This window comes from Azorhizobium sp. AG788, assembly GCF_943371865.1.
Classification (GTDB): Bacteria; Pseudomonadota; Alphaproteobacteria; order Rhizobiales; family Xanthobacteraceae; genus Azorhizobium.
In genome coordinates this window covers 91,562-113,974 of record NZ_CALRWL010000003.1, presented here as the reverse complement: position 1 = coordinate 113,974, position 22,413 = coordinate 91,562, and the positions used below count along the sequence as shown (strand labels likewise).

Below are 22,413 nucleotides of genomic sequence, written 5' to 3'. Positions count from 1 at the left end.
GAGATGACCCAGCGTGCTAGCGAGTGTGGACCAGGAAGAGACGGATGGGGGGCCGCGCGGGCTGAATTCCGCGCGGGCGCCCGAAGCACGTCTGTGCCTCGCCACCCGCACGGTGACGCCGGTATCCGATATGCTGCGGTTTGTGGTGGGGCCGGACGACAGTGTCGTTCCGGATCTCGCCTGTAAGCTGCCCGGGCGTGGCGCCTGGGTTACCGCCACTCGCGATGCCCTGAACCTTGTGCTGAAGCGCAAGGCGTTCGGGCGCGCCTTCAAGGGCAAGGGAACCACTACGCCCGCCCTGCCGGATCTTGTGGAAACGCTGCTGCTGGCCGACACCCGCGCAGCGCTGTCCATCGCCAACAAGGCGGGCAAGGTCGTGACCGGCACCACCAAAGCGGAAGCGGCGCTCGCCTCCGATACGGTTTCTCTCATTCTCCACGCCGCGGACGCCCGTCCCGACGGGGTTCGCAAACTGAACGGGTTCGCCCGTCAGATGGAGGCTGCCGGGATGCGTCCGGTGGCCGTCGTAGACTGCTTTTCAGGGCTCGAATTGGACTTGGCGCTGGGGCGGTCAAATGTGGTACATGCAGCGCTGCTCGCGCATCCGACGACCGCGGGATTTCTCGCGCGCTGCCGTAGGCTCGAGCGCTGGCGAATGGGCTCAGCCGCCAGCGCTCCGGAAGGGCATTGCCCGCCGCCCGACCGGATGCAAGGAACGGATACGGAATGAACGACACTAAGACCCCCGGCGACAAGACGCTCCATCCCGCCCCCGGCAAGACGCTGACGTTGAAGCGCCCGGTGGAGCAGGGCACCGTTCGCCAGAGCTTCAGCCATGGCCGCTCCAAGGCGGTGGTGGTGGAGAAGGTGAAGCGGCGCGTGATCGGCCCGGGTGAAGCCGGCGCCGCCGGCGCTGCCGCGCCCAGCACACCGGCCCCTGCGCCGGCGGCTGCTGCGCCGCGCCCCGCGGCTCCTGCCGCTGCGGCTCCCGCCGCGCCGCGCCCGGCTGCCCCGACCCCAACCCCGGCTCCTGCCGCTGCAGCGGAGGCGGCGCCCGCGCCGGTCGACGCCAAGGCCGCGGCGCCCGTGGCGGCTCCCGCTGCTCCTGCGACCCCCGCTCCGGCGCCGGTCGCTGCGGCTCCGGTGGCAGCTCCGGCTCCGACGCCTGCGGCGCCTGTGGTTGCTGAGGCCGCCGCTGCCCCGGCCGCTCCGGCGCCCGTTGCCGCGGCTCCGGCTGCCGCTGCACCTGCGGCCGCACCGGTTGCCGCAGCTCCCGCGACCCCGGTCGTGGCCAAGGCTCCCGAGGCCCGCCCGGCACCGAGCGCGCCGCGTCCGGCCGCCACCTCTTCGGCCGGCTCGACCTCGCGTCCGTCCGGCGCCGCCCAGCGTCCCGGCGCGCCGCAGCGCACCGGCAGCGGCCCGGCCGGCAGCCAGAACCGCAATAGCGGTCCCGGCGCCAACAATCAGCGCTCCGGTGGTCCCGGCGGCGAGCGTCGGCCCGGTGCCGGCGGCCCGCCCGCCCGTCCCGGTGCCAACCGCCCCGGCGGTTCCGGCGTGGTGCTGCGCACCCTGACCGAAGAAGAACGCAACATGCGCGCCAGTGCGCTGGCCGACGCCCGCGTCCGCGAGGGCGAAGAAAAGCGCATGCAGGAAGAGCGCCGGATCGCGGAGGACGAAGCCCGTCGCCGCGCCGAGCGTGAGCGCGCCGAGCGCGCCGAGCGGGAAGCCGCCGAAGCGCGCAAGCGCGAGGAGGAAAGCCGCAAGGCCAATGACGACGAGAGCAAGCGTCGGGCCGAGCAGGAAGCGCGCAAGCGCTTCGGCGAGGATGGTCGCCCCATCAGCGGCACGGCGCCCTCCACCGGCACTGCCGCCCGTCCGACCACCCCCCGTGCGCCCGGCGCTCCGGGCGCCCCGACCACCGCCACCACCGAGGAGGACGATCGTCGTCCCGCGCGCCGTGGCGCGACGCCGGTTCGCCCGGTGGCGCCGGTCAAGCTGCCCAAGGGTCCGGGTGGCGAAAAGCATCGCGGCCGCCTGACGCTGGTCACCGCGCAGTCCGGTGAGGAGGAGCGTCAGCGCTCCGTCGCATCGTTCCGTCGTCGCACCCAGCGCATGACCGGGCACCGCGCCCAGGAGAGCAAGGAAAAGATCACCCGCGAGGTGGTGCTGCCCGAGACCATCACGATCCAGGAACTGGCGAACCGCATGTCGGAACGCGCCGTGGACGTGATCCGCATGCTGATGAAGCAAGGCCAGATGGTGAAGATCACCGACGTGATCGACGCCGACACCGCCGAGCTGATCGCCGTGGAACTGGGTCATACGGTGCGCCGCGTCTCGGAATCGGACGTGGAAGAAGGCCTGTTCGATACTGCGGACGAGCCCGAGAACCTGCTGCCGCGCCCGGCCGTCGTGACCATCATGGGCCATGTCGACCACGGCAAGACCTCGCTGCTGGATGCGCTGCGCAAGACCACCGTGGTCTCCGGCGAAGCCGGCGGCATCACCCAGCACATCGGCGCCTATCAAGTGACGGCGCCGTCGGGCAGCAAGATCACCTTCATCGACACCCCCGGCCACGCCGCCTTCACCGCCATGCGCGCCCGCGGCGCCAAGGTGACGGATATCGTGGTGCTGGTGGTGGCGGCGGACGACGGCGTGATGCCCCAGACCATCGAGGCCATCAACCACGCCCGCGCCGCCAAGGTGCCGCTGATCGTGGCGATCAACAAGATCGACAAGCCCGACGCCAAGCCTGAGCGCGTGCGCTCCGAACTGCTCCAGTATGAGGTGCAGGTGGAAAGCATGGGCGGCGAGACGCTGGAAGTGGAGGTCTCCGCCACCAAGCAGATCAACCTCGACAAGCTGCTCGAGATGATCGCGCTGCAGTCGGAACTGCTCGATCTGCGCGCCAATCCCGACCGTCCCGCCGAGGGCACGGTGGTGGAAGCCAAGCTCGATCGCGGTCGCGGCCCGGTGGCGACCGTGCTGGTTCAGCGCGGCACCTTGAAGGTGGGCGATGTGGTGGTGGCCGGGGCCGAGTTCGGCCGCGTCCGCGCCCTCATCACCGACACCGGCGCCAACACCAACACCGCGGGGCCGTCCCTGCCGGTGGAAGTGCTGGGCTTCTCCGGCACCCCGGAGGCGGGCGACCGTCTGGCGGTGGTGGAGAGCGAGGCGCGTGCCCGCGAAATCACCGACTATCGCCAGCGCCAGAAGCGCGAGAAGGCGGCGGCCCGTTCCGCCACCATCCGCGGTTCGCTGGAGCAGATGATGAGCCAGGTGCGGTCCACGGGCCGCAAGGAATTCCCGCTCATCATCAAGGGCGACGTGTCCGGCTCGGTGGAAGCGATCATTGGCGCCCTGGAAAAGGTCGGCAACGAGGAAGTCCAGGCCCGGATCATCCATTCCGGCGCCGGCGGCATCAACGAGAGCGACGTGACGCTGGCGGAAACGTCGGGCGCCGCGATCATCGGCTTCAACGTGCGTGCCAACAAGGAAGCGCGCGACGCGGCCGAGCGGGCGGGTGTGGAAATCCGCTACTACAACATCATCTACGACCTGGTGGATGACGTGAAGAAGGCCATGAGCGGCCTGCTCGCGCCCATCACCCGGGAGACCATGCTGGGCAACGCGCTCATCCTGGAGATCTTCGCTGTGTCGAAGGTCGGCAAGGTGGCGGGCTGCCGGGTCACGGACGGAACCGTGGAGCGGGGCCAGCATGTGCGCCTGATCCGCGACAATGTCGTGATCCACGAAGGCAAGCTGGCGACCCTGAACCGCTTCAAGGATGCGGTGAAGGAAGTCGTGGCCGGCCAGGAGTGCGGCATGTCGTTCGAAGGCTATCAGGACATGCGCGCCAACGACGTGATCGAGTGCTATCGCGTCGAGATCGTGCAGCGGTCGCTGTAGTCCAGGCCTACGGAACAGCTGGCGCCGGGGACATCTCCGGCGCCGGCGTTTTCGTTCAGATCCGGTGCCGTCCGGTCCTTCGGGACTGCGGTTCCTCGGTCGCCCGCCCCTCAGTCCCGACGCGCGCCCGGCATCTTGAGCCGGCGAAGCATCGCGGAATATGACGGCCGGCGGCATGCCGGACACGAGGAAGGCCCCGCTGGGGCGCAGGACCGGGCCGGCGTCGCGCCGACCGGGCCGCGCCTTGGCCGTGGCGTCAGATTCACCCGGAGCGCGGCGGTCCAAGTCCGCCCCGCTTCGTGTTTTCCGCAGGCCCGCGCCGCTGTTGCCGGGCCTTTGAAGGTTGGACTCATGAAGACAAATGACCGTTCGGGCTCCGGCCCGAGCCAGCGCATGCTGCGCGTGGGCGAATTGGTGCGCCATGCCCTCGCCGATGTGCTGCAGCGCGGCGACCATGTGGACCCGGTGCTGTCCGGGGTGCTGGTGACCGTACCCGAAGTGCGCATGTCGCCGGACCTCAAGATCGCCACCTGTTACGTGATGCCGCTGGGCGGCAAGGACGTGACGCCGGTGCTGAAAGCCCTGGCGGCGAACCAGAAGATGCTGCGCACCGAAGTGGGCCGGCGGGTGGAACTGAAGTCCGTGCCCTCGCTGCGCTTCCTGAAGGACACCTCGTTCGACGAGGGCGCCCGCATCGACGCGCTGCTGCGCAAGCCCGAGGTCGCCCGCGACCTCGGCAAAGATCCGGCGCATGACGCCGACGCCCCCCCTTCCGACGACGCTCACACCGCCGACGCCCACAAGGACGAACAAGCATGAACGCGCCTTTCCCCCGCCCCGAGGAAGCGTCCGCAGACCTCGCCGACCTCGCTGCGCGGGCGCCCCGTGGCCGTGACGGGCGTGGCCCGCGCGGCCAGGGCCAGCGCGATCAGGCCCCCCGCGCGCCGAAGCGCGACGTGGACGGCTGGGTGCTGCTGGACAAGCCCAGCGGCATGACCTCCACCCAGGCGGTGGCGGTGGTGAAGCGCCTGTTCGCGGCCAAGAAGGCCGGCCATGCGGGCACGCTCGATCCGCTCGCCTCCGGCTGCCTGCCCATCGCTCTGGGCGAGGCCACCAAGACCGTCCCCTACATCATGGACGGCCGCAAGACCTACCGTTTCGCCGTGACCTTCGGCATCGAGACCGATACGGACGACAGCGAAGGCAAGAGCGTCGCCGAGAGCGATCACCGCCCCTCGGACGACGAGATTCGCACCGCGCTGGAGGGCTTCCTCGGCCAGATCATGCAGGTGCCGCCGGCCTATTCGGCGTTGAAGATCGCCGGCGAGCGCGCCTATGACCTCGCCCGCGAGGGCGCCGAGGTGATCCTCGAAGCCCGCCCGGTCACCATCCACCGCATCGAGCTGGTGGAGCGTCCCGATGCGGACCATGCGGTGCTGGAAGCGGAATGCGGCAAGGGCACCTATGTGCGCGCCATCGCCCGCGATCTGGGCCGGCTGCTGGGCACCCGCGGCCACGTCTCCATGCTGCGCCGCGCCTGCGTCGGCCCGTTCCTGGAAGAGGATCTGGTGCCGCTGGACGAATTGCGCGCCCGCGCCGAGGCTGGCGATGCGGACCTGTTCGAGGCCCTTGACCCGGTCGGTTCGGCGCTGGAGGAGATCCCGCAGCTTTCGGTCACGCCGTCCGATGCCCATCGGTTGCGCTGTGGCCAGCCGGTGATCCTGCGCGGCCGCGATGCCCCGATCCTGGAAGGCCATGTGGCCATCCTGTGCCAGGAGTCGCTGATCGCTATCGGCGATGCCCAGGGCGGCGAAGTGCTGCCGCACCGGGTGTTCAACTGGGCCAAGCAGAGCCGGCCGCCGGTGCGCCCCGCCGCGCCGCGCCCGGCCCGCGAGGACTTTGCCCCCGCGGACCTGCCCCGCGACGAGCCCGACTTCGAAGCCTGATTGGCCTTTAACTAGAAGGGCACGGCGTGCGCGCCGTGCCCTTTTTGCGCTTCTGGGGGGCGACTAGTCTACGAGGCGGCGCGCGCCGCACCGGCCCGATGGCCGGCGATCACCTCGAAGATGCCCGCCACCGCCACCGCGCCGGGATCGGCCACGCCGTCCAAATTCTGCGCGCTGAGATAGGCCGCGCGTCCCGCCATGGCGCGGGTCATGGTGCGGGTGGCTTCCGCCCCGGCGCGGGCCGCACGGGCGGCCCCCAGCGGTCCCTCGCTTGCCAGTGCCCGCAGGCCGGGATCGAGCGCATCCACCAGGGTGCGGGCGCCGGGCGTGGCGCCGCCATAGAAGGTCAGCCGTTCCAGGCCCGCCAACAAGGCGGCGGGCAGGTCGGCGGTGTCGTCCAGCGCCTTGGCGGCGGCGGTGAAGAAGATCGAGGCCAGCACGCCGCTCGATCCGCCCATATGGGTGCCCAGGATATGGCCCATGGCGCCGAAGGTGGCGGGCAGGCTGGCCAAGGGAAGCTCCGTAAGCCGCGCTTCGATGGCCCGGGCGGCGGTGGCCACGGTGGAGCCGGTGTCGCCATCGCCGATGCGGGCGTCGAGCCGGTTCAGCTCCGCTTCCTGGGCGATGAGATGGGCGCACACGGCAGCCAAGACGCCTTCGAGCGCCGCATCGGCACTGGCGGCGGGGGCAACGGCCTCGCCCGCGCCTTTGGGCAGCGGCAGCACCTGGATCTCTTGCCGCTCTACCGGCACCGCCCAGGCGGCGGGGTCCACGGGGGCGAGCAGGGCCGCTTCGCGGGCCGGATCGAGCGTGATCAGGGACAGCGAGAAGCCGTTCATGTTCAGCGCCGTCATCAGGGGGCGCGGGCCGATGATCAGCTTCACATGCGCGGCCAAGGGTGACGAGAGCACCGCATCGGCGATCAGGCTCATTTCCAGCGGCGGCACCGCGCCCAGATTGTTGATCAGCAGGGCCTGCGGCGCACCGGGCGTGAGCCGGGCAGCGAGGCGTTCGGTCATGGTGGCGATCAGCGCATCGGCGGACTGCACCGCGATGCGCTCCACGCCGGGCTCGCCATGGATGCCGAGGCCCAGCTCGCCTTCCGCCTCGCCGAGGCGCTCCTCATGGGCCTGGCCGGGAATCGAGCAGGTGGAGAGCGACATGCCAAGCGAGACGATGTCCCCCGCTGCCGCCTGGGCGGCGGCGGCCACCTGCGCAAGGTCGGCGCCGCTCTCGGCCACATGGCCGGCGATCTTGTGCACGAACAAGGTGCCGGCCACGCCGCGGGGCTGGGCAATGTCCGGCAAGGCGATATCGTCGCCGACGATCACCATCTCCACCGCATAGCCCTCCGCCCGCGCCTTCTCAGCGGCGAGGCCGAAGTTGAGGCGGTCGCCGGTGTAATTCTTCACCACCAGCAGGCAGCCCGGGGCGCCGGTGACGGCGCGGATGGCGGTGAGCACCGCTTCCACGCTGGGGGAGGCGAAGATCTCGCCGGACACCGCGGCGGTGAGCATACCCTTGCCGACGAAGCCGGCGTGAGAGGGCTCATGGCCGGCGCCGCCGCCGGAGATCACCGCCACCTTGGCCTTGTCCCAGTCGGCGCGGACGATGACCTTGATGCCCGGATAGCCATCCAGCCGCGCCAGCTTGCCCGCCGGCGCGGTGCGCAGCAGCCCATCCAGGGCCTCGGTGACGATGCTCTCCCGGCGATTGAAAAAATGCTTCATGGGGGCAGTTCCGCTTGGTGTGGACGCCAAAGCAGCGTCACGCATGGAGGTATCGGGAAAAACAAAAGCAGCGTAAGGCCTCGAAATGACACCAGTGTGCAAGTTAAACGCCGCACCGGCATTGATGACAAGGTCGGTTCAATTTTGCAGCGCAACATATGTCGATGAATAGAAGCCGGGCAATTGGCGCGATGACCGGTACTAAGGGGCGCGATCCCGGTGCGGTGACCATGGGTGAGCGGCGCAGCCGTCTCTCGGCAGAGCAAGGTGCCCGGGGCCAAATGCGGGAGACCGGGGGCAGGGGGCGGACCGCACACAAATCCGTGAGATAATGTATACAAAATCGGCATGCGTCTTGCTTTCCTCAAGGTCGGTTCGATCCGCTCCTGTGGAAGGAAGACGTGGCATGATGCGCCGAGTATTGGGTATAGCCGCTGTGATTGCGGGCGTGGCGCTGGCCGGCGCCGCCAAGGCCGAGAGCGTGGTGCGCTACGGCATTTCCATGGCTGACATTCCTTTGACCACCGGACAGCCAGATCGCGGCGCCGGTGCCTATCAATTCACCGGTTACACCATCTACGACCCGCTGGTGGCGTGGGAGATGAATGTGGCCGACAAGCCGGGCAAGCTGGTGCCGGGCCTGGCCACCGAATGGAAGGCGGATCCCGCCGATCCCAAGAAATGGACCTTCACCTTGCGCAAGGGCGTGAAGTTCCACGACGGCTCCGATTTCACCGCCGATGCGGTGGTGTGGAACCTGGACAAGGTGCTCAACGACAAGGCACCGCAGTTCGACCAGCGTCAGGCAGCGCAGGTGAAGACCCGGCTGCCCTCCGTGGCCAGCTGGCGCAAGGTGGACGACTATACGGTGGAGATCACCACCAAGTCGGTCGACAGCTTCTTCCCCTATCAGCTGCTGTGGTTCCTGGTCTCCAGCCCGGCCCAATATGAGAAGGTGGGCAAGGACTGGGACAAGTTCGCCGCCAGCCCCTCCGGCACCGGGCCGTTCAAGCAGGATAAATTGGTGCCGCGCGAACGCCTGGAGCTGGTGCGCAACGAGGCCTATTGGGACAAGGCCCGCAGCGCCAAGGCTGACCGCCTGATCCTGATCCCCATGCCGGAAGCCCTCACCCGCACCAATGCGCTGCTGGCCGGCCAGGTGGACATCATCGAGACCCCCGCGCCCGACGCGGTGCCGCAGCTGAAGGCGGCGGGGATGAAGATCGTCACCAACGTCACGCCGCACATCTGGAATTACGACCTGTCCAAGCTGCCGGGCTCGCCCTGGACCGATGTGCGCCTGCGCAAGGCGCTCAATCTGGCCATCGATCGCGAGGGCATCGTCGCGCTGATGAACGGCCTCGCCGCCCCGGCCAAGGGCCAGGTGGATTCCCAGAGCCCCTGGTTCGGCAAGCCCACCTTCGACATCAAATATGATCCCGAGGCGGCCAAGAAGCTGGTGAAGGAAGCGGGCTATTCGGTGGAGAAGCCGCTGAAGACCACCTTCATCATCGCCCAGGGCGGCACCGGGCAGATGCTGTCGCTGCCCATGAACGAGTACATCCAGCAGAATCTGAAGGAAGTGGGCATCGACGTGGAGTTCAAGGTGGTGGAGCTGGAGACGCTCTACACCCACTGGCGCAAGGGGGCGAAGGATCCGATCAACAACGGCATCACCGCCAACAACATCGCTTATGTGACCTCGGACCCGCTCTATGCGCTGATCCGCTTCTTCGATTCGCGCCAGGTGGCCCCCGTGGGCGTGAACTGGGGCTATTACAACAACCCCAAGGTGGATGCCCTGATCGACGAGGCCAAGACCACCTTCGATCCCAAGAAGCAGGACGAGCTGATGGCCCAAGTCCACGCTCTGGTGGTGGACGATGCGGCCTTGGTCTGGGTGGTGCACGACACCAACCCGCACGCGCTCAACCCCAAGGTGAAGAGCTTCGTGCAGGCCCAGCATTGGTTCCAGGACCTGACCACCATCGGCCTGCAGTGAGGTGTCGCCGCAACGCCTTGCGGGCCAAGGGGTTGCGCCCCGCCTGACTTAATACTGGTCGGCGACGGGAATTTCTGTATATTGCGCGGCGCGGGCTCAACCCCCGCGCCGTTTCCGTTCGAGATTGACCGCGCTGGACGACATCCCGGCCCGGCCACCGAACGGCTCAGGCGACCCTTCCGGCCCTCTGGCCCCCGGTCGCCGCTTCCATCAGCAGCAAAGGACGTCCCGATGTCGATCACCAACGAGCGCAAGCTGGCGCTCATCACGGAATATGGTGCCAAGGCTGGCGATACCGGTTCGCCGGAAGTCCAGGTTGCGATCCTCTCCGAGCGCATCTCCAACCTGACCGAGCACTTCAAGTCCCATAACAAGGACAACCACTCTCGCCGCGGGCTGCTCAAGCTCGTGTCGCAGCGTCGTAGCCTCCTCGACTATCTGAAGAAGAAGGACGAGGGCCGCTACAAGACCATCATCGGCAAGCTGGGCCTGCGTCGCTGACGCTGGGTACCGGGTGCGCTTCGGGACTGTCCCGCGGCGCACTTTCCGGCTTTGGTCGGGGATGACGGCGCGCAGGCGCGGTCGGCAGGCAGAGCCTCCCGGTCGCAGCGCGCGCTGCACGGAGGGCGGGCCAGACGGCCTCTCCTCCCGCAGCACCGATGGCAGGACCGTAACGTAAGGCGCGAGGGCATGAGCGCTCGCGCGCGGAAAATGGCCGGATGGCGTTTTCTGCTGGCATGCACAGACGCGGTGGGCATGGGGCTTGCCGCGAGACCGCGAAGTGCAAGGAAAGTCATGGCAGGATCGCCGGACGCAACCGTCGTCGCCGCCCCCGGTTCCGGGAGCGCTGGCGCGCGGTGCGTCCGGCCGTCTTGCTCATGGCTCTCTTAGCTTCGCTTGAGAATGAGAGAGATTTCCATGTTCGACATCCATCGCGAAGAGCTCGACTGGGGTGGCCGCACGCTGGTCCTGGAGACCGGCAAGATGGCCCGTCAGGCCGACGGCTCCGTGCTCGCCACCTATGGCGACACCACCGTGCTCGCCACCGTGGTTTCCGCCCGTGAGCCCAAGCCCGGCTTCGACTTCTTCCCCCTGACCGTGAACTATCAGGAAAAGACCTACGCCGCCGGCCGCATCCCCGGCGGCTATTTCAAGCGCGAAGGCCGTCCGAGCGAAAAGGAGACCCTGGTCTCCCGCCTGATCGACCGCCCCATCCGCCCCCTGTTCCCCGCCGGCTACAAGAACGACACCCAGGTGGTGATCACCGTTCTCGCCCACGACCTGGAGAATGATCCGGACGTGCTGGCCATGGTGGCCGCGTCCGCCGCGCTGACCCTGTCGGGCATCCCGTTCATGGGCCCCATCGGCGGCGCCCGCGTCGGCTTCATCGGCGACGAATATGTGCTCAACCCCACCGTGGATGAGCTCAAGGAAAGCGACCTCGACCTGGTGGTCGCCGGCACCGCCGACGCCGTGCTGATGGTGGAGTCCGAAGCCAAGGAACTGCCCGAGGAGATCATGCTCGGCGCGGTGATGTTCGGTCATCGCCACTTCCAGCCGGTGATCGAGGCCATCATCCGCCTCGCCGAGAAGGCCGCCAAGGAGCCGCGCCTGTTCGTGCCGGCGGATCATTCCGCCCTCGAAGCCAAGATCCGCGAGATCGCCGAAGCCGACCTGCGCGCCGCCTACAAGATCAAGCAGAAGCAGACCCGCTACGAGGCGGTCGGCGCTGCCAAGTCCAAGGTGAAGAAGTTCTTCGAAGAGCAGGCCCAGGACGGCGTCGCCGGTCCCACCTCGCAGCAGATCGGTGAGGTCCTGAAGGGCCTGGAAGCCAAGATCGTGCGCTGGAACATCCTGGACGACGGCATCCGCATCGACGGCCGCGACGTGAAGACCGTCCGCCCGATCGAGTCGCAGGTCGGCATCCTGCCCCGCGCCCATGGCTCGGCGCTGTTCACCCGCGGCGAGACGCAGGCCCTGGTGGTCGCCACCCTCGGCACCGGTGAAGACGAGCAGTTCGTGGACAGCCTGGAAGGCACCTACAAGGAAAACTTCCTGCTGCACTACAACTTCCCGCCCTTCTCCGTGGGCGAGACCGGCCGCATGGGTTCGCCCGGCCGCCGCGAGATCGGCCATGGCAAGCTGGCGTGGCGCGCCATCCACCCCATGCTGCCGGCCAAGCATGAGTTCCCCTACACCCTGCGCGTGGTGTCCGAGATCCTGGAGTCCAACGGCTCCTCGTCCATGGCCACCGTCTGCGGCGCCTCGCTGTCCCTGATGGACGCCGGCGTGCCGCTGCGTCGTCCGGTGGCGGGCATCGCCATGGGCCTGATCCTGGAAGACGGCAAGTTCGCCGTGCTCTCGGACATCCTGGGTGATGAAGATCACCTGGGCGACATGGACTTCAAGGTGGCCGGCACCGAGCGTGGCGTGACCGCGCTGCAGATGGACATCAAGATCGCCGGCATCACCGAGGAGATCATGAAGGTCGCCCTCGAGCAGGCCAATGGCGGTCGCGCCCACATCCTGGGCGAGATGGCCAAGGCGCTGACCACCGCGCGCGCCGAGCTGGGCGAACATGCCCCGCGCATCGAGGTGATGAAGATCGCGGTCGACAAGATCCGCGAAGTCATCGGCTCCGGCGGCAAGGTGATCCGCGAGATCGTGGAAAAGACCGGCGCCAAGATCAACATCGAGGACGACGGCACCATCAAGATCGCCTCCGCCAATGGCGATGCGATCAAGGCCGCCATCAACTGGATCAAGTCCATCGCCTCGGAGCCCGAGGTCGGCGTGGTCTATGACGGCACCGTGGTGAAGGTGGTGGACTTCGGCGCGTTCGTGAACTTCTTCGGTTCCAAGGACGGCCTGGTGCACATCTCGCAGCTCTCCAAGGAGCGCGTCGGCAAGGTGTCGGACGTGGTCAAGGAAGGCGACAAGGTCAAGGTCAAGCTGGTCGGCTTCGACGAGCGCGGCAAGACCCGCCTGTCCATGAAGGGCATCGATCAGGTCACCGGTGAAGACCTGGAAGCCAAGGCCAAGGACGCCGCCGCTGACGATGCCGAGGCCGGCGCCGCCGAGTGAGGTCATCCTGACCGAGGCGCGCGGCCGGGGCTCTCCCGGCCGGCGTCTTCCAAGTTTGAAAGGGCGGCCTCGTGCCGCCCTTTTTCGTGCCCATTTTTCGTGCCCATTTTTCGGGATCGCTTTTTCGGGATCGCCCGCACGTCATTGCTCCCGTGCCTTCGGGGCCTGGCGCGCGGATTGATGCGGGTCAACGCGGGCGGATGGCTTCGGGCCTAGCCTGGAGCCATGAACCGTCGTCCGTGGCCCAGTGATACGTGGTTTCCCGTCTCAATCGCGCCGACGGATCAGGCGCTTGAGTTGTGCGTCATCGAAGGCGCGGAAACCTGCGTCCTGGTCTTCCCCTGCCAGAAGGTGGGGCGCAACTGGGTGGACTGTGAAAGCCGGCAGGTGGTGGACATCGAACCCACCCACTGGCGGCCCTGGGCCGGGCAAGGCGAAACCGATCGGTGACGCGCCGCCGGAGCAAGGTCCGACGCGACGGGACCTTTGGGGGCCGGCGCGGCGTTCGGCGTCCCGGTCAAGCTGAAGCTGGAGTGGAATGGGATCCAATGCGGAATGGGATCCGAGCCCAGTCGCGCCGATACGGCCTCAAGCCTTCGGGGCGACATCCGCGCAGGTGCTGCGGCCGGCACCGTCAGGACAAGCGGGCATCTCCGCCTTGCGCTGCGCCCGTTCCTCCCGCTTGACCCGCTCCTCTCGCAGCAGGCGTTGGATCATCGCCCGCTTGACCGGCTCGACTTCGGTTTCCAGCAGCTTCTTGTAGCGGTCGATATTGGCCTTGATGATTCTGTCCATCGCTACCTCCATCCGCGCCGGCGTCGGGCGGGCGGGATCAGCCATGCGTATTGGACGGGAGAGTACGCGGCGACGCCTGGGCCCGCATATCTCGCAATCGTCAGCGTCCTTGGCACATCGGACGACGACCATACGTAACAGTGGCAGAGATTGGCGTCGAGAAAAAATCCGTCCAATCACCGCCGCAAAGAGCAGTATTGGCGGGAACTCTCATATTCTTCTCTGGAACGTGCGGCATTCAAGATTGAACGGAAAAGTTCCCTGTCGCGGAATTTACTTCATCCTTCCAATCTCCATCCCAAATCCATCGCAGGCCATCTATAGCTTGGCTGGTAGCGGGTGGGTTTGTTTTGCCTAAGCGGCCCGCACGGTACCCAGGAAGTGGGTGACCTCCGCCCGCAGGACCTCGGCGTGGCGGGAGAGATCGGTGGCCGAGGAGAGCACCTGCATGGCGGCGGTGGACGAGGCCTGGGCCGCGCGCTCCACCCCAGCGATGTTCACGGTCACTTCATTGGTGCCCGACGCCGCCTGCTGGATGTTGCGGGCGACCTCCGCGGTGGTGGCGTTCTGCTCTTCCATGGCCGCGGCGATGGCGGTGGTGCCTTCGCTGATTTCGGTGATGGTGCGGCTGATGCCGGTGATCGCCCCCAGCACGTCGCCGGTGGACTCCTGGATGCCGGAAATGCGCTCGGAGATGTCGGCGGTGGCCTTGGCGGTCTGGCCGGCGAGACCCTTCACCTCCTGGGCCACCACGGCGAAGCCACGACCGGCCTCACCGGCGCGGGCGGACTCGATGGTGGCATTGAGCGCCAGGAGGTTGGTCTGGCCGGCAATGCTGTCGATCAGGCCGATGATAGTGCCGATCTGGTCGGCGGAGCTGCGCAGCTCGGTCATCTGGCCGTTGGTATGGTCCACCTCGGACACGGCCCGATCGGTGACTTCATTGGAGCGGGCGAGGCGGCTGCCGATCTCGCGGGCTGAGGCGGACAGTTCCTCGATGGCCGCTGCCACCGTCTGCACATTGGTGGTGGCTTGATTGGCCGCGGCCGCAACCGCGGTGGCCTGGGCGGTGGTTTCTTCCGAGGTCTTGGTCAGGGTCTCGGCGGCGCGCTGCAACTGGGTGGCGGCGGAGGCCACGGTGTCCACCACGGCACCGACGGCCGCTTCGAATGTATTGGCCATCTCGTGCATGTCGCGCTTGCGCTGCTCGGACGCCTCGCGTTCCGCGGCTTCACGCTGGGCGCGCAGACGGTCGGCTTCCGCCAGGCCGTCCCGGAACACGATCAGAGCGCGGGCCTGCTCGCCCAGTTCATCGCGGCGCGCGCCGTAGGGAATGGCGGCGGTGAAGTCGCCGTTCGACACCTGCTCCATGGCATCGCTGACATGCTTGATCGGACGGGCGATGCCGAACACCGAATAGAGGCCGGATGCCACAGCCGCCAGGATGGCGACGAGGGTGAGGCCGAGGATCTGCAAGAAGCCGGCGGAGAGTGCCGCCGCCGACGCCTCGTTGAGCGCCTTGGATTGCGCGGTGGCTTTGGCCACGGCGGCCTGGATCTGGCCCGCGGCAAATTCATTGTCTGGCCGGTTGCGCTGCTCCAGGATCTGCCGCTTCAGTTGAAGCTGGGCGACGCCGTCGCCCACGGCACCGATATATTCGTCGAAGGCGGCTTGAACGGCTTTGATCTGGCCGGCAATCGCGGGTTCACGACCGGCCGCCTCCGCAAGGGCGGCGAGTGCCTTGCGCGCGGCTTTCTCATTCAATTCGACGGTCTGGATTTCGCTGCTGTCCTCGGTGGAGGCGTAGCGCCAGGTGGTCAGGTCGATCTTCTGAAGGCTGCGGTCGAGAACGGACAAGGCCGCCACGGCCGCCGCGCTTTGGTCGGGGGGCAGGGCACTCACCGCGGCCCTGAGGCTGTCCTGGACACTCTCCAATTGCGCGCCGATGTCGCTGCGCAGGCTGAAAGAGGCCAGCTCGGCCTTCTGCGCAGCAGCTATGGCGGTCACCCCGGCTTCGATCTGGGTGAGACGGGACTTGATGCGCCGGTAGGCATCCTGATCCTCGGGGGTCCCGGCCAGCGTCGTCGCGGTGTCGAGCTGGGTGTTGGCCGCCGTGATGTCGAGGGAGATCTTGCCGAGCAGGACATCCACCTCCCAACTCGCGGCGGCGAGCCGGATATCATTTGCATTGAGCTGGATTTGACTGAGCAGGAAACCCACCTGCTGGGTCCGATTCAAGAGCTCCCCTTGCATCTCAGCGGCCAAGTCGGCCTCTGCGATCCTTGACGCGGCAAGGTGCCTGCTCAATAGTATGCCGCAAGCCAAAATGACAACGAGACTTGAAGCAAGCCCGAGCTTGAAGCCAATTCCAAGTTTGATCGTAGCCATCGTCCACCCTGCTAGATTTTTTTATTATAAAATATCATTCTCTCACGCGAGGCTTGCTTTGGACTTGCAAGGTGCAAGCGATGGTTGTTCGTTCCATGAACATCCCGCGATTGTGCGCGCCGGAGGATTGCCACCAGCGGGGTCCATCCAAACAGTCATCGCCCTCTCCTTCATCGGAGACAGACGGGGTCCGCATTCCGGTGGGATCGCACTGCGATCTCGCCTGACACCCTTCGGCCCCTGGTCACCCCCGCGCGGCCCGTGAGCGAAACCAACGTGGCACCCGTCGAAGACGTGGCCCTTGGCACAAGGATCCAAGGACCAAGACATGGTCCGCCATAACCGTCGCGCCGCCGCCGGATGGCGCGATGAAATGCCTTCGTTGCGTGACGGCGGGCGCGCGTGATCGCCGCCGCCGTCAGGCCGCCCGCACGGTTCCCAGGAAGTGGGTGACCTCCGCCCGCAGCGCCTCGGCGTGGCGGGAGAGATCGGTGGCCGAGGAGAGCACCTGGGTGGCCGCGGCAGACGAGGCCTGGGCCGCGCGTTCCACCCCGACGATGTTCATGGTCACTTCATTGGTGCCCGACGCCGCCTGCTGGATGTTGCGAGCGACCTCCGCGGTGGTGGCGTTCTGCTCTTCCATGGCCGCGGCGATGGCGGTGGTGCCTTCGCTGATCTCGGTGATGGTGCGGCTGATGCCGGTGATGGCGCCGAGCACGTCGCCGGTGGAATCCTGGATGCCGGAAATGCGCTCGGAGATGTCGGCGGTGGCCTTGGCGGTCTGGCCGGCGAGGCCCTTGACCTCCTGGGCCACCACGGCGAAGCCACGACCGGCCTCGCCGGCGCGGGCGGACTCGATGGTGGCATTGAGCGCCAGGAGATTGGTCTGGCCGGCAATGCTGTCGATCAGGCCGATGATATTGCCGATCTGGTCGGCGGAGCTGCGCAGCTCGGTCATCTGGCCGTTGGTCTGGTCCACTTCGGCCACCGCACGCCCGGCGACCTCGCTCGACCGGCTGAGCCGGCTGCCGATCTCCCGGGCGGAGGCGGACAGTTCCTCGATGGCCGCTGCCACCGTCTGCACATTGGTGGTGGCCAGATTGGCCGCCGCCGCCACGGTAGTGGCCTGAGCGGTGGTTTCCTCGGCGGTGGTGGTGAGGGTCTCGGCGGCGCGCTGCAACTCGGTGGCCGCCGCCGCCACCGTATCCACCACCGCACCGACGGCGGCTTCGAAGCTGTCCGCAAGGGCGTGCATGTCACGCTTGCGCTGTTCGGCCGCCTCGCGCTCCGTTGCCTCGCGCTGGGCGCGCATGCGGGCCGCCTCGGCCAGTCCGTCGCGGAACACGATCAGAGCGCGGGCCTGGTCGCCCACCTGGTCGCTGCGGTTTTCATGGGGAATGACGGCGGACAGATCGCCGGCGGACACCTGCTCCATGGCGGCGCTGACATCCTGGATCGGTCGGGCGACGCCGATCACCGAATAGACCGCGGCGCCGATGGCGGCGAGGATGGCGACGATCGAGAAAATCAGGATCTGCTGCATGCCGTGTTCCAGCGCGGATGCGGCCTGTTCGTCGGCCTCCTTGGACTGCTTGACGCCCTCGTCCGTCACCGCCCGGAGCTGCTTGGTGGCTTCGGCCATGAGCGGCTGGAGGCGCTCGCGCACGATCTTTTCGCGGGCCTGGACCTGGCCGAGGCCGTCGCGCACCGATTGCACATAGTCGTCGAACGCCTTGCGTGCGGGGGTGATGCTGGCGGCGATCATGCCGATCCCGCCAAGGGTCTCCTGCACGGTGTCGAGCGCCTTGCGCCCGGCATCGGCGCTCACCGCGATGATATTGAGCTGCTTGGGATCCTCCTCGATGATGAAGCTGAAGGACGCCACATTGATCTGCTCAAGCAGGGCCTCGAGGGGAGCGACTTCGCGGGCCCCGTCGGCATCGCCCACTTCGGTCAATTGCGTGGCAAGGTTGGAGAAGGCCGAGCGCGCCGCCAGACGGATGCCGGGGCGGGCATCCACCGCATCCAACTGAGCAACCTGGGTCTTGTAGATGTCGGTGACGGCGACGTTGACCTGATCCAGCAATGTTTGCAGCTTGCGGAAGACCTGGCGATCGTCCTCATGGGTTTCCAGGACCATGGTCTCGTCGAGCCGTCGCTTGGCGGCGACCACGTCCTTGTTGACCTGCTTCATGAAGTTTTCATTGTCGAGATTGGCAAAGGACAGCCGCATCTCGGCGGCGTTGATCCGGATGCGCCCCAACAGCAGCCCCATATTCTGCAGCTGGTCGAAGATTTCCGCCTGCAGCTGAGCGTCAGCGTTCGCTTCCGCCATGCGCTGCATGGCCACCTGTCGGCTGACGATGACGCCAAACGAAAGCAGAACCAATATCGCCGAAGCAATGCCGAGCTTCAGCCCAATGCCCAGTTTAAAAGTCTTCATTGCGCCGCAACCAAGGATTGCCAATCAGGAGGCTACATGTGAGCCCTCCCGAGCTTGCTCCAGGCTTGCGTTCTGCTCCCCATATGGGCGGGGAGACGAAGAATCTGGCAGGTCTACCCCATTTTGGGTGCAATTGAAGCCGGTTCAGCTGCTCCGGTCGGCCGCCCGAATACCTTATCTCCGCCTCGTCCAAGATCCTCGGCCCTGTAGAGTGCAAGCTATATTCTTTCCAGGTCCTGACATGAAAAGGGCGGGCCTGCGAACAGGCCCGCCCTTTTGTCTGGTGCCCAGCGTGGGAGGTGATCAGGCGGCCCGCACGGTGCCCAGGAAGTGCTGCACTTCCGAGCGCAGCGCCTCGGCCTGGCGGGACAGATCGGTGGCAGACGAGAGCACCTGCATGGCGGCGGTGGACGAGGCCTGGGCCGCGCGTTCCACCCCGACGATGTTCATGGTCACTTCATTGGTGCCCGATGCCGCCTGCTGGATGTTGCGGGCGACCTCCGCGGTGGTGGCGTTCTGCTCTTCCATCGCCGCGGCGATGGCGGTGGTGCTCTCGCTGATCTCGGAGATGGTGCGGCTGATGCCGGTGATCGCCCCCAGCACGTCGCCGGTGGAATCCTGGATGCCGGAGATGCGCTCGGAGATGTCGGCGGTGGCCTTGGCGGTCTGGCCGGCGAGGCCCTTCACCTCCTGGGCCACCACGGCGAAGCCGCGACCGGCCTCGCCGGCGCGGGCGGACTCGATGGTGGCATTGAGCGCCAGCAGATTGGTCTGGCCGGCAATGCTGTCGATCAGGCCGATGATGGTGCCGATCTGGTCAGCCGAGCTGCGCAGTTCGGTCATCTGGTCGTTGGTGTGATCGACCTCCGAGACGGCGCGGTCGGTGACTTCGTTGGAGCGGGCGAGGCGCCCGCCGATCTCGCGGGCGGAGGCGGACAGCTCCTCGATGGCCGCCGCCACGGTCTGGACGTTGGTGGTGGCCTGGTTGGCCGCGGCCGCAACCGCGGTGGCCTGGGCGGTGGTTTCTTCCGAGGTCTTGGTCAGGGTCTCGGCGGCACGCTGCAACTGGGTGGCGGCGGAGGCCACCGTGTCCACGACGGCACCGACGGCGGCCTCGAACGTATTGGCCATGTCGTGCATGTCGCGCTTGCGCTGCTCGGATGCCTCGCGTTCCGCGGTCTCGCGCTGGGCACGCAGACGGTCGGCTTCCGCCAGGCCGTCCCGGAACACGATCAGGGCCCGGGCCTGGTCGCCCAGTTCATCCCGACGGGCACCGTAGGGGATGGCGGCGGTGAAGTCGCCGTTCGAGACCTGCTCCATGGCGTCGCTGACATGCTTGATCGGGCGGGCAACGCCGAACACCGAATAGAGCGCGGACCCGATGGCGGCGAGAATGGCGACGATGGAGAAGATCAGGATCTGCAGCAAGCCGTTGGAGAGCGCTGTCGCTGAGACATCATCCGCGACCTTGGAAGCGTCCGCGGCAGCAGCGACGGCCACCTGGATCAGGCGCGTGGCATCTTCAATGGCCGGGAGGCTGCGCTGCGCCAGGATGGTCTGCTTGGTCTGCACCTGGACGATGCCGTCGCGCACCGCCTTCAGGTAATCCTCGAAGAAGGTGCGCACGGACTTCACGGTGGAGGCGATCAGCGGGTCGTTGCCGGCGGCCTGGCCCACGGAATCCAGAGTGGCGCGGCCGGCCTTTTCGTTCATCTCGATGATCGGCAGCTGCTTGGTGTCCTCGGTGGCGATGAAGCGCCAGGAGGACAGATTGATCTGCTGCAACTTGCGATCCAGCAAAGCGAGATCGGCGACGGCGTTTTCGCCCTGGCGGGTATTCAGGTCCAGCAGGGCGGCCTTGGCGTCGTCCAGTGCGCTGTCCCAGCGCACGGTGATGCCGGTGCGCTGATCGAACGAGGCCAGTTCCGCTTTCTGGGCCTTGGCGATATCGGCCGTGGCCGCGCCGAGATCGGCGATGCGCGTCTTGATGCGGGTATAAGCGTCGATCGCCTCTGGGTTCTTCGTCAGCCCCATGGCGCCGTCGAGCAGGGTGTTGGACTTGGCCACGTCCGCCTGGACCTTGCTGAGCAAGGTGTCGATCTGGTTGGCGGAGAAGGACAGGCGGATGTCCTTGGCGTTCAGCACGATCACATTGAGCAGGAAGCTGGCTTCCGAGGTCTGGGCGGTGATCTGGTCCTGGATGCGGGACACCTCATCCGCGGCGCCGATCCGGGCCGCGGCAATCTGGCGGCTAAGTATTACGCCACCAGAGAGAAGTACCAAGATACCTGATACAATACCCAGTTTGAGGCCAATGCCGAGTTTCAAAGCAGCCATATCAATGCTCAATCCGGTGCGTGGGTCAAAAATCCAGCAAAGCAAATGGACTCAGGCTTGCGCCAACCTTGCGTTCATCGACATTTGGCATCTTATTGCCATTTTTTGCAAACCACGGATTGAATATCGCGAAAGCGCGTTACGTCAGTATGTCAGTTCTGTTGATTGCATGGGTGTTGCAATGCACCGCAGGGTGGCGTTGGTCGCGTGCGCTGCGGCGTGAAGCGCGGTGCCGCTGGCCGCGAACCCTTGGCAGCACAGACACTTGACCGCTGGCGGGCGCGTGGCGCCGCCAGCGGTCCGCGCATCAGGCCCGCGCCGGCGCGGCGACGGATTTCCGGCCGGTCAGGGCCACGTACAGGCCGACCCCGACCCCGAGGGCGGAGATCAGCAGCAGATAATGGGCGTGGGCGAGGGGATCCACCTGCAGGGCCAGCGTGACCGCCAGCGGCGTCAGGCCGCCGAACACCGCATAGGCCACATTGTAGGAGAAGGACACGCCGGAAAATGCCACCGCCGGCGGAAACGCCCGCACCAGCAGATAGGGCACGGCGCCGATCACGCCCACGGTGAGCCCGGCCAAGCCATAGAGCGGCATCAGCAGGTCCGGCCGCGGCCCCACCAGCGTGTAGAGCGCATAGGTGGCGGCGCCCAAAGCCACGCCGCCCAGCGCCAGCACCCGCCCGCCGCCGAAGCGGTCGCACAGCGTGCCGGCCAGCACGCAGCCGATGGACAGGAAGAAGGTGGCGACGCTGTTGGCCTGCAGCGCCACTGGCGCTGAAATGCCATAGCGGGTCTGGAGCAAGGTGGGGGTCATGAGGATCACCACCACAATGCCGCCGGTGAGCACCCAGGTCAGCAGCATGGAGACGACCACCGCCGGGCCGTGCCGATGCAGCACCACCTTGAGCGGCAGTTCCGCCGCCAGTTCGCGCCGGGCCTTCATTTCCTTGAACACCGGGGTCTCCTGCAGCCAGCGGCGCAGATACACCGAGATGAAGCCGAACACGCCGCCCAGCAGGAACGGAATGCGCCACGCATAGGCCAGGATATCCGCCGGCGTGAACACCGTGTTGATGGCGGTGGCCACCAGCGAGCCCAGCAGGATGCCTGCGGTCAGGCCGCAGGTGAGGATGCCGCAGGCCAGGCCCACATGGCGCCGCGGCACATGCTCGGAGACGAACACCCAGGCGCCGGGCACCTCGCCGCCGATGGCCGCGCCCTGCAGCACCCGCATCAGCAGCAGCAGCACCGGCGCTGCATAGCCGATGGTCGCGTAGCTGGGCAGGAAGGAGATCCCCAGCGTGGACAGGGCCATCAGGAAGATGGACAGGGTGAACATGCGCTTGCGGCCCATGGTGTCGCCGAAATGGGCCATGACGATGCCGCCCAGCGGCCGGGCGAGATAGCCGGCGGCGAAGATGCCGAAGGCCTGCAATTGCACCAGCCATTGCGGGATTTCCGGCGGGAAGAACAGGTGCCCCAGCACGGTGACGAAATACACGAAGATGATGAAGTCGTAGAATTCCAGCGCGCCGCCCAGCGCGGAGAGCACCAGGGTGCGGATGTCGTTGCCGGTGAGCGGATGCCGGTCCCGCGTCGCCGCGGGCGCAGGCGCCACCGCGGGCCGCGATGCGGTCGCGGCGGAGACGGGCTTCGGCTTGCTGCGCCGGGCGGACTTGGGACGGGCGGTGGGGGACGACTTGCGGGCGGTCATGGCAAAGCTCTGCGGCGCGGCGACGCGAAAGGGGGAGGAAATCGCGGTTGTCCGTGCCC

General features: G+C 67.1%; 15 protein-coding genes. 9 read left to right on the top strand and 6 right to left on the bottom strand.

Annotation, left to right across the window (positions count from 1 at the left end):
- The first annotated feature begins 25 nt into the window (after positions 1-25).
- The 4 genes from AAG816_RS03360 (at position 26) to truB (ending at position 5,858) form a co-directional block, all read left to right on the top strand.
- Entirely contained in the window at positions 26-730 is a 705-nt protein-coding gene (locus AAG816_RS03360) for an RNA-binding protein (protein ID WP_341988078.1), read from the top strand.
- Positions 727-3,912, top strand: coding sequence for a translation initiation factor IF-2 (gene infB / locus AAG816_RS03355; RefSeq protein ID WP_341988077.1), 3,186 nt, complete (start codon positions 727-729; stop codon positions 3,910-3,912). The genes AAG816_RS03360 and infB overlap by 4 nt, the downstream gene beginning before the upstream one ends.
- 351 nt (positions 3,913-4,263) lie before the next feature.
- A complete protein-coding gene (gene rbfA, locus AAG816_RS03350; protein ID WP_341988076.1) occupies positions 4,264-4,731 on the top strand; it encodes a 30S ribosome-binding factor RbfA in 468 nt (155 codons plus the stop codon).
- Complete coding sequence (truB, locus tag AAG816_RS03345; protein WP_341988075.1) at positions 4,728-5,858, top strand: tRNA pseudouridine(55) synthase TruB; 1,131 nt, start codon at positions 4,728-4,730, stop codon at positions 5,856-5,858. The genes rbfA and truB overlap by 4 nt, the downstream gene beginning before the upstream one ends.
- Positions 5,859-5,926: 68 nt before the next feature.
- On the opposite strand, the gene AAG816_RS03340 is transcribed toward truB, so the two are convergent.
- Entirely contained in the window at positions 5,927-7,588 is a 1,662-nt protein-coding gene (locus tag AAG816_RS03340; RefSeq protein ID WP_341988074.1) for a dihydroxyacetone kinase subunit DhaK, read from the bottom strand.
- Between the two features lie 406 nt (positions 7,589-7,994).
- Between AAG816_RS03340 and AAG816_RS03335 the strand changes: the two genes are divergently transcribed.
- From AAG816_RS03335 to AAG816_RS03320, 4 genes are all read left to right on the top strand, one after another.
- A complete protein-coding gene (locus tag AAG816_RS03335) occupies positions 7,995-9,590 on the top strand; it encodes an ABC transporter substrate-binding protein (RefSeq protein ID WP_341988073.1) in 1,596 nt (531 codons plus the stop codon).
- Positions 9,591-9,821: 231 nt separating this feature from the next.
- A complete protein-coding gene (rpsO, locus tag AAG816_RS03330) occupies positions 9,822-10,091 on the top strand; it encodes a 30S ribosomal protein S15 (RefSeq protein WP_341988072.1) in 270 nt (89 codons plus the stop codon).
- A gap of 417 nt (positions 10,092-10,508) precedes the next feature.
- Positions 10,509-12,674, top strand: a complete 2,166-nt coding sequence (pnp, locus tag AAG816_RS03325) for a polyribonucleotide nucleotidyltransferase (protein WP_341988071.1) — start codon at positions 10,509-10,511, stop codon at positions 12,672-12,674.
- A gap of 297 nt (positions 12,675-12,971) precedes the next feature.
- Entirely contained in the window at positions 12,972-13,124 is a 153-nt protein-coding gene (locus tag AAG816_RS03320; RefSeq protein ID WP_341988070.1) for a hypothetical protein, read from the top strand.
- A gap of 138 nt (positions 13,125-13,262) precedes the next feature.
- On the opposite strand, the gene AAG816_RS03315 is transcribed toward AAG816_RS03320, so the two are convergent.
- The 4 genes from AAG816_RS03315 to AAG816_RS03300 all read right to left on the bottom strand — a co-directional run bounded on the left by AAG816_RS03315 (position 13,263) and on the right by AAG816_RS03300 (position 20,511).
- Positions 13,263-13,514 (bottom strand): hypothetical protein, encoded by a 252-nt coding sequence (locus tag AAG816_RS03315; protein ID WP_341988069.1) that lies wholly within the window; start codon positions 13,512-13,514, stop codon positions 13,263-13,265.
- A 309-nt stretch (positions 13,515-13,823) separates the two neighbouring features.
- Complete coding sequence (locus AAG816_RS03310; protein WP_341988068.1) at positions 13,824-15,707, bottom strand: HAMP domain-containing methyl-accepting chemotaxis protein; 1,884 nt, start codon at positions 15,705-15,707, stop codon at positions 13,824-13,826.
- A 568-nt stretch (positions 15,708-16,275) separates the two neighbouring features.
- Complete coding sequence (locus tag AAG816_RS03305; protein WP_341988067.1) at positions 16,276-18,300, bottom strand: methyl-accepting chemotaxis protein; 2,025 nt, start codon at positions 18,298-18,300, stop codon at positions 16,276-16,278.
- 303 nt (positions 18,301-18,603) lie between these two features.
- The gene (locus tag AAG816_RS03300) at positions 18,604-20,511 is read right to left on the bottom strand and encodes a HAMP domain-containing methyl-accepting chemotaxis protein (RefSeq protein WP_341988066.1); all 1,908 of its coding nucleotides are present in this window, start codon (positions 20,509-20,511) and stop codon (positions 18,604-18,606) included.
- A gap of 130 nt (positions 20,512-20,641) precedes the next feature.
- On the opposite strand from AAG816_RS03300, the gene AAG816_RS03295 reads away from it, so the two are divergent.
- On the top strand, positions 20,642-20,860 hold the full coding sequence (locus tag AAG816_RS03295) for a hypothetical protein (protein WP_341988065.1): 219 nt from the start codon (positions 20,642-20,644) through the stop codon (positions 20,858-20,860).
- 84 nt (positions 20,861-20,944) lie between these two features.
- Here the strand turns inward: AAG816_RS03295 and AAG816_RS03290 are convergent, their stop codons facing one another.
- Positions 20,945-22,354, bottom strand: a complete 1,410-nt coding sequence (locus AAG816_RS03290) for an MFS transporter (protein ID WP_341988064.1) — start codon at positions 22,352-22,354, stop codon at positions 20,945-20,947.
- Between the last annotated feature and the right edge of the window lie 59 nt (positions 22,355-22,413).

Bases quoted from the DNA above. Each gene is read 5' to 3' on its own strand.
- AAG816_RS03295 (WP_341988065.1), top strand. From the start codon at position 20,642: ATGCTCAATCCGGTGCGTGGGTCAAAAATCCAGCAAAGCAAATGGACT.
- AAG816_RS03305 (WP_341988067.1), bottom strand. From the start codon at position 18,300: ATGAAGACTTTTAAACTGGGCATTGGGCTGAAGCTCGGCATTGCTTCG.
- AAG816_RS03290 (WP_341988064.1), bottom strand. From the start codon at position 22,354: ATGACCGCCCGCAAGTCGTCCCCCACCGCCCGTCCCAAGTCCGCCCGG.
- AAG816_RS03315 (WP_341988069.1), bottom strand. From the start codon at position 13,514: ATGGCTGATCCCGCCCGCCCGACGCCGGCGCGGATGGAGGTAGCGATG.
- infB (WP_341988077.1), top strand. From the start codon at position 727: ATGAACGACACTAAGACCCCCGGCGACAAGACGCTCCATCCCGCCCCC.
- AAG816_RS03335 (WP_341988073.1), top strand. From the start codon at position 7,995: ATGATGCGCCGAGTATTGGGTATAGCCGCTGTGATTGCGGGCGTGGCG.
- rpsO (WP_341988072.1), top strand. From the start codon at position 9,822: ATGTCGATCACCAACGAGCGCAAGCTGGCGCTCATCACGGAATATGGT.
- truB (WP_341988075.1), top strand. From the start codon at position 4,728: ATGAACGCGCCTTTCCCCCGCCCCGAGGAAGCGTCCGCAGACCTCGCC.
- pnp (WP_341988071.1), top strand. From the start codon at position 10,509: ATGTTCGACATCCATCGCGAAGAGCTCGACTGGGGTGGCCGCACGCTG.
- rbfA (WP_341988076.1), top strand. From the start codon at position 4,264: ATGAAGACAAATGACCGTTCGGGCTCCGGCCCGAGCCAGCGCATGCTG.
- AAG816_RS03340 (WP_341988074.1), bottom strand. From the start codon at position 7,588: ATGAAGCATTTTTTCAATCGCCGGGAGAGCATCGTCACCGAGGCCCTG.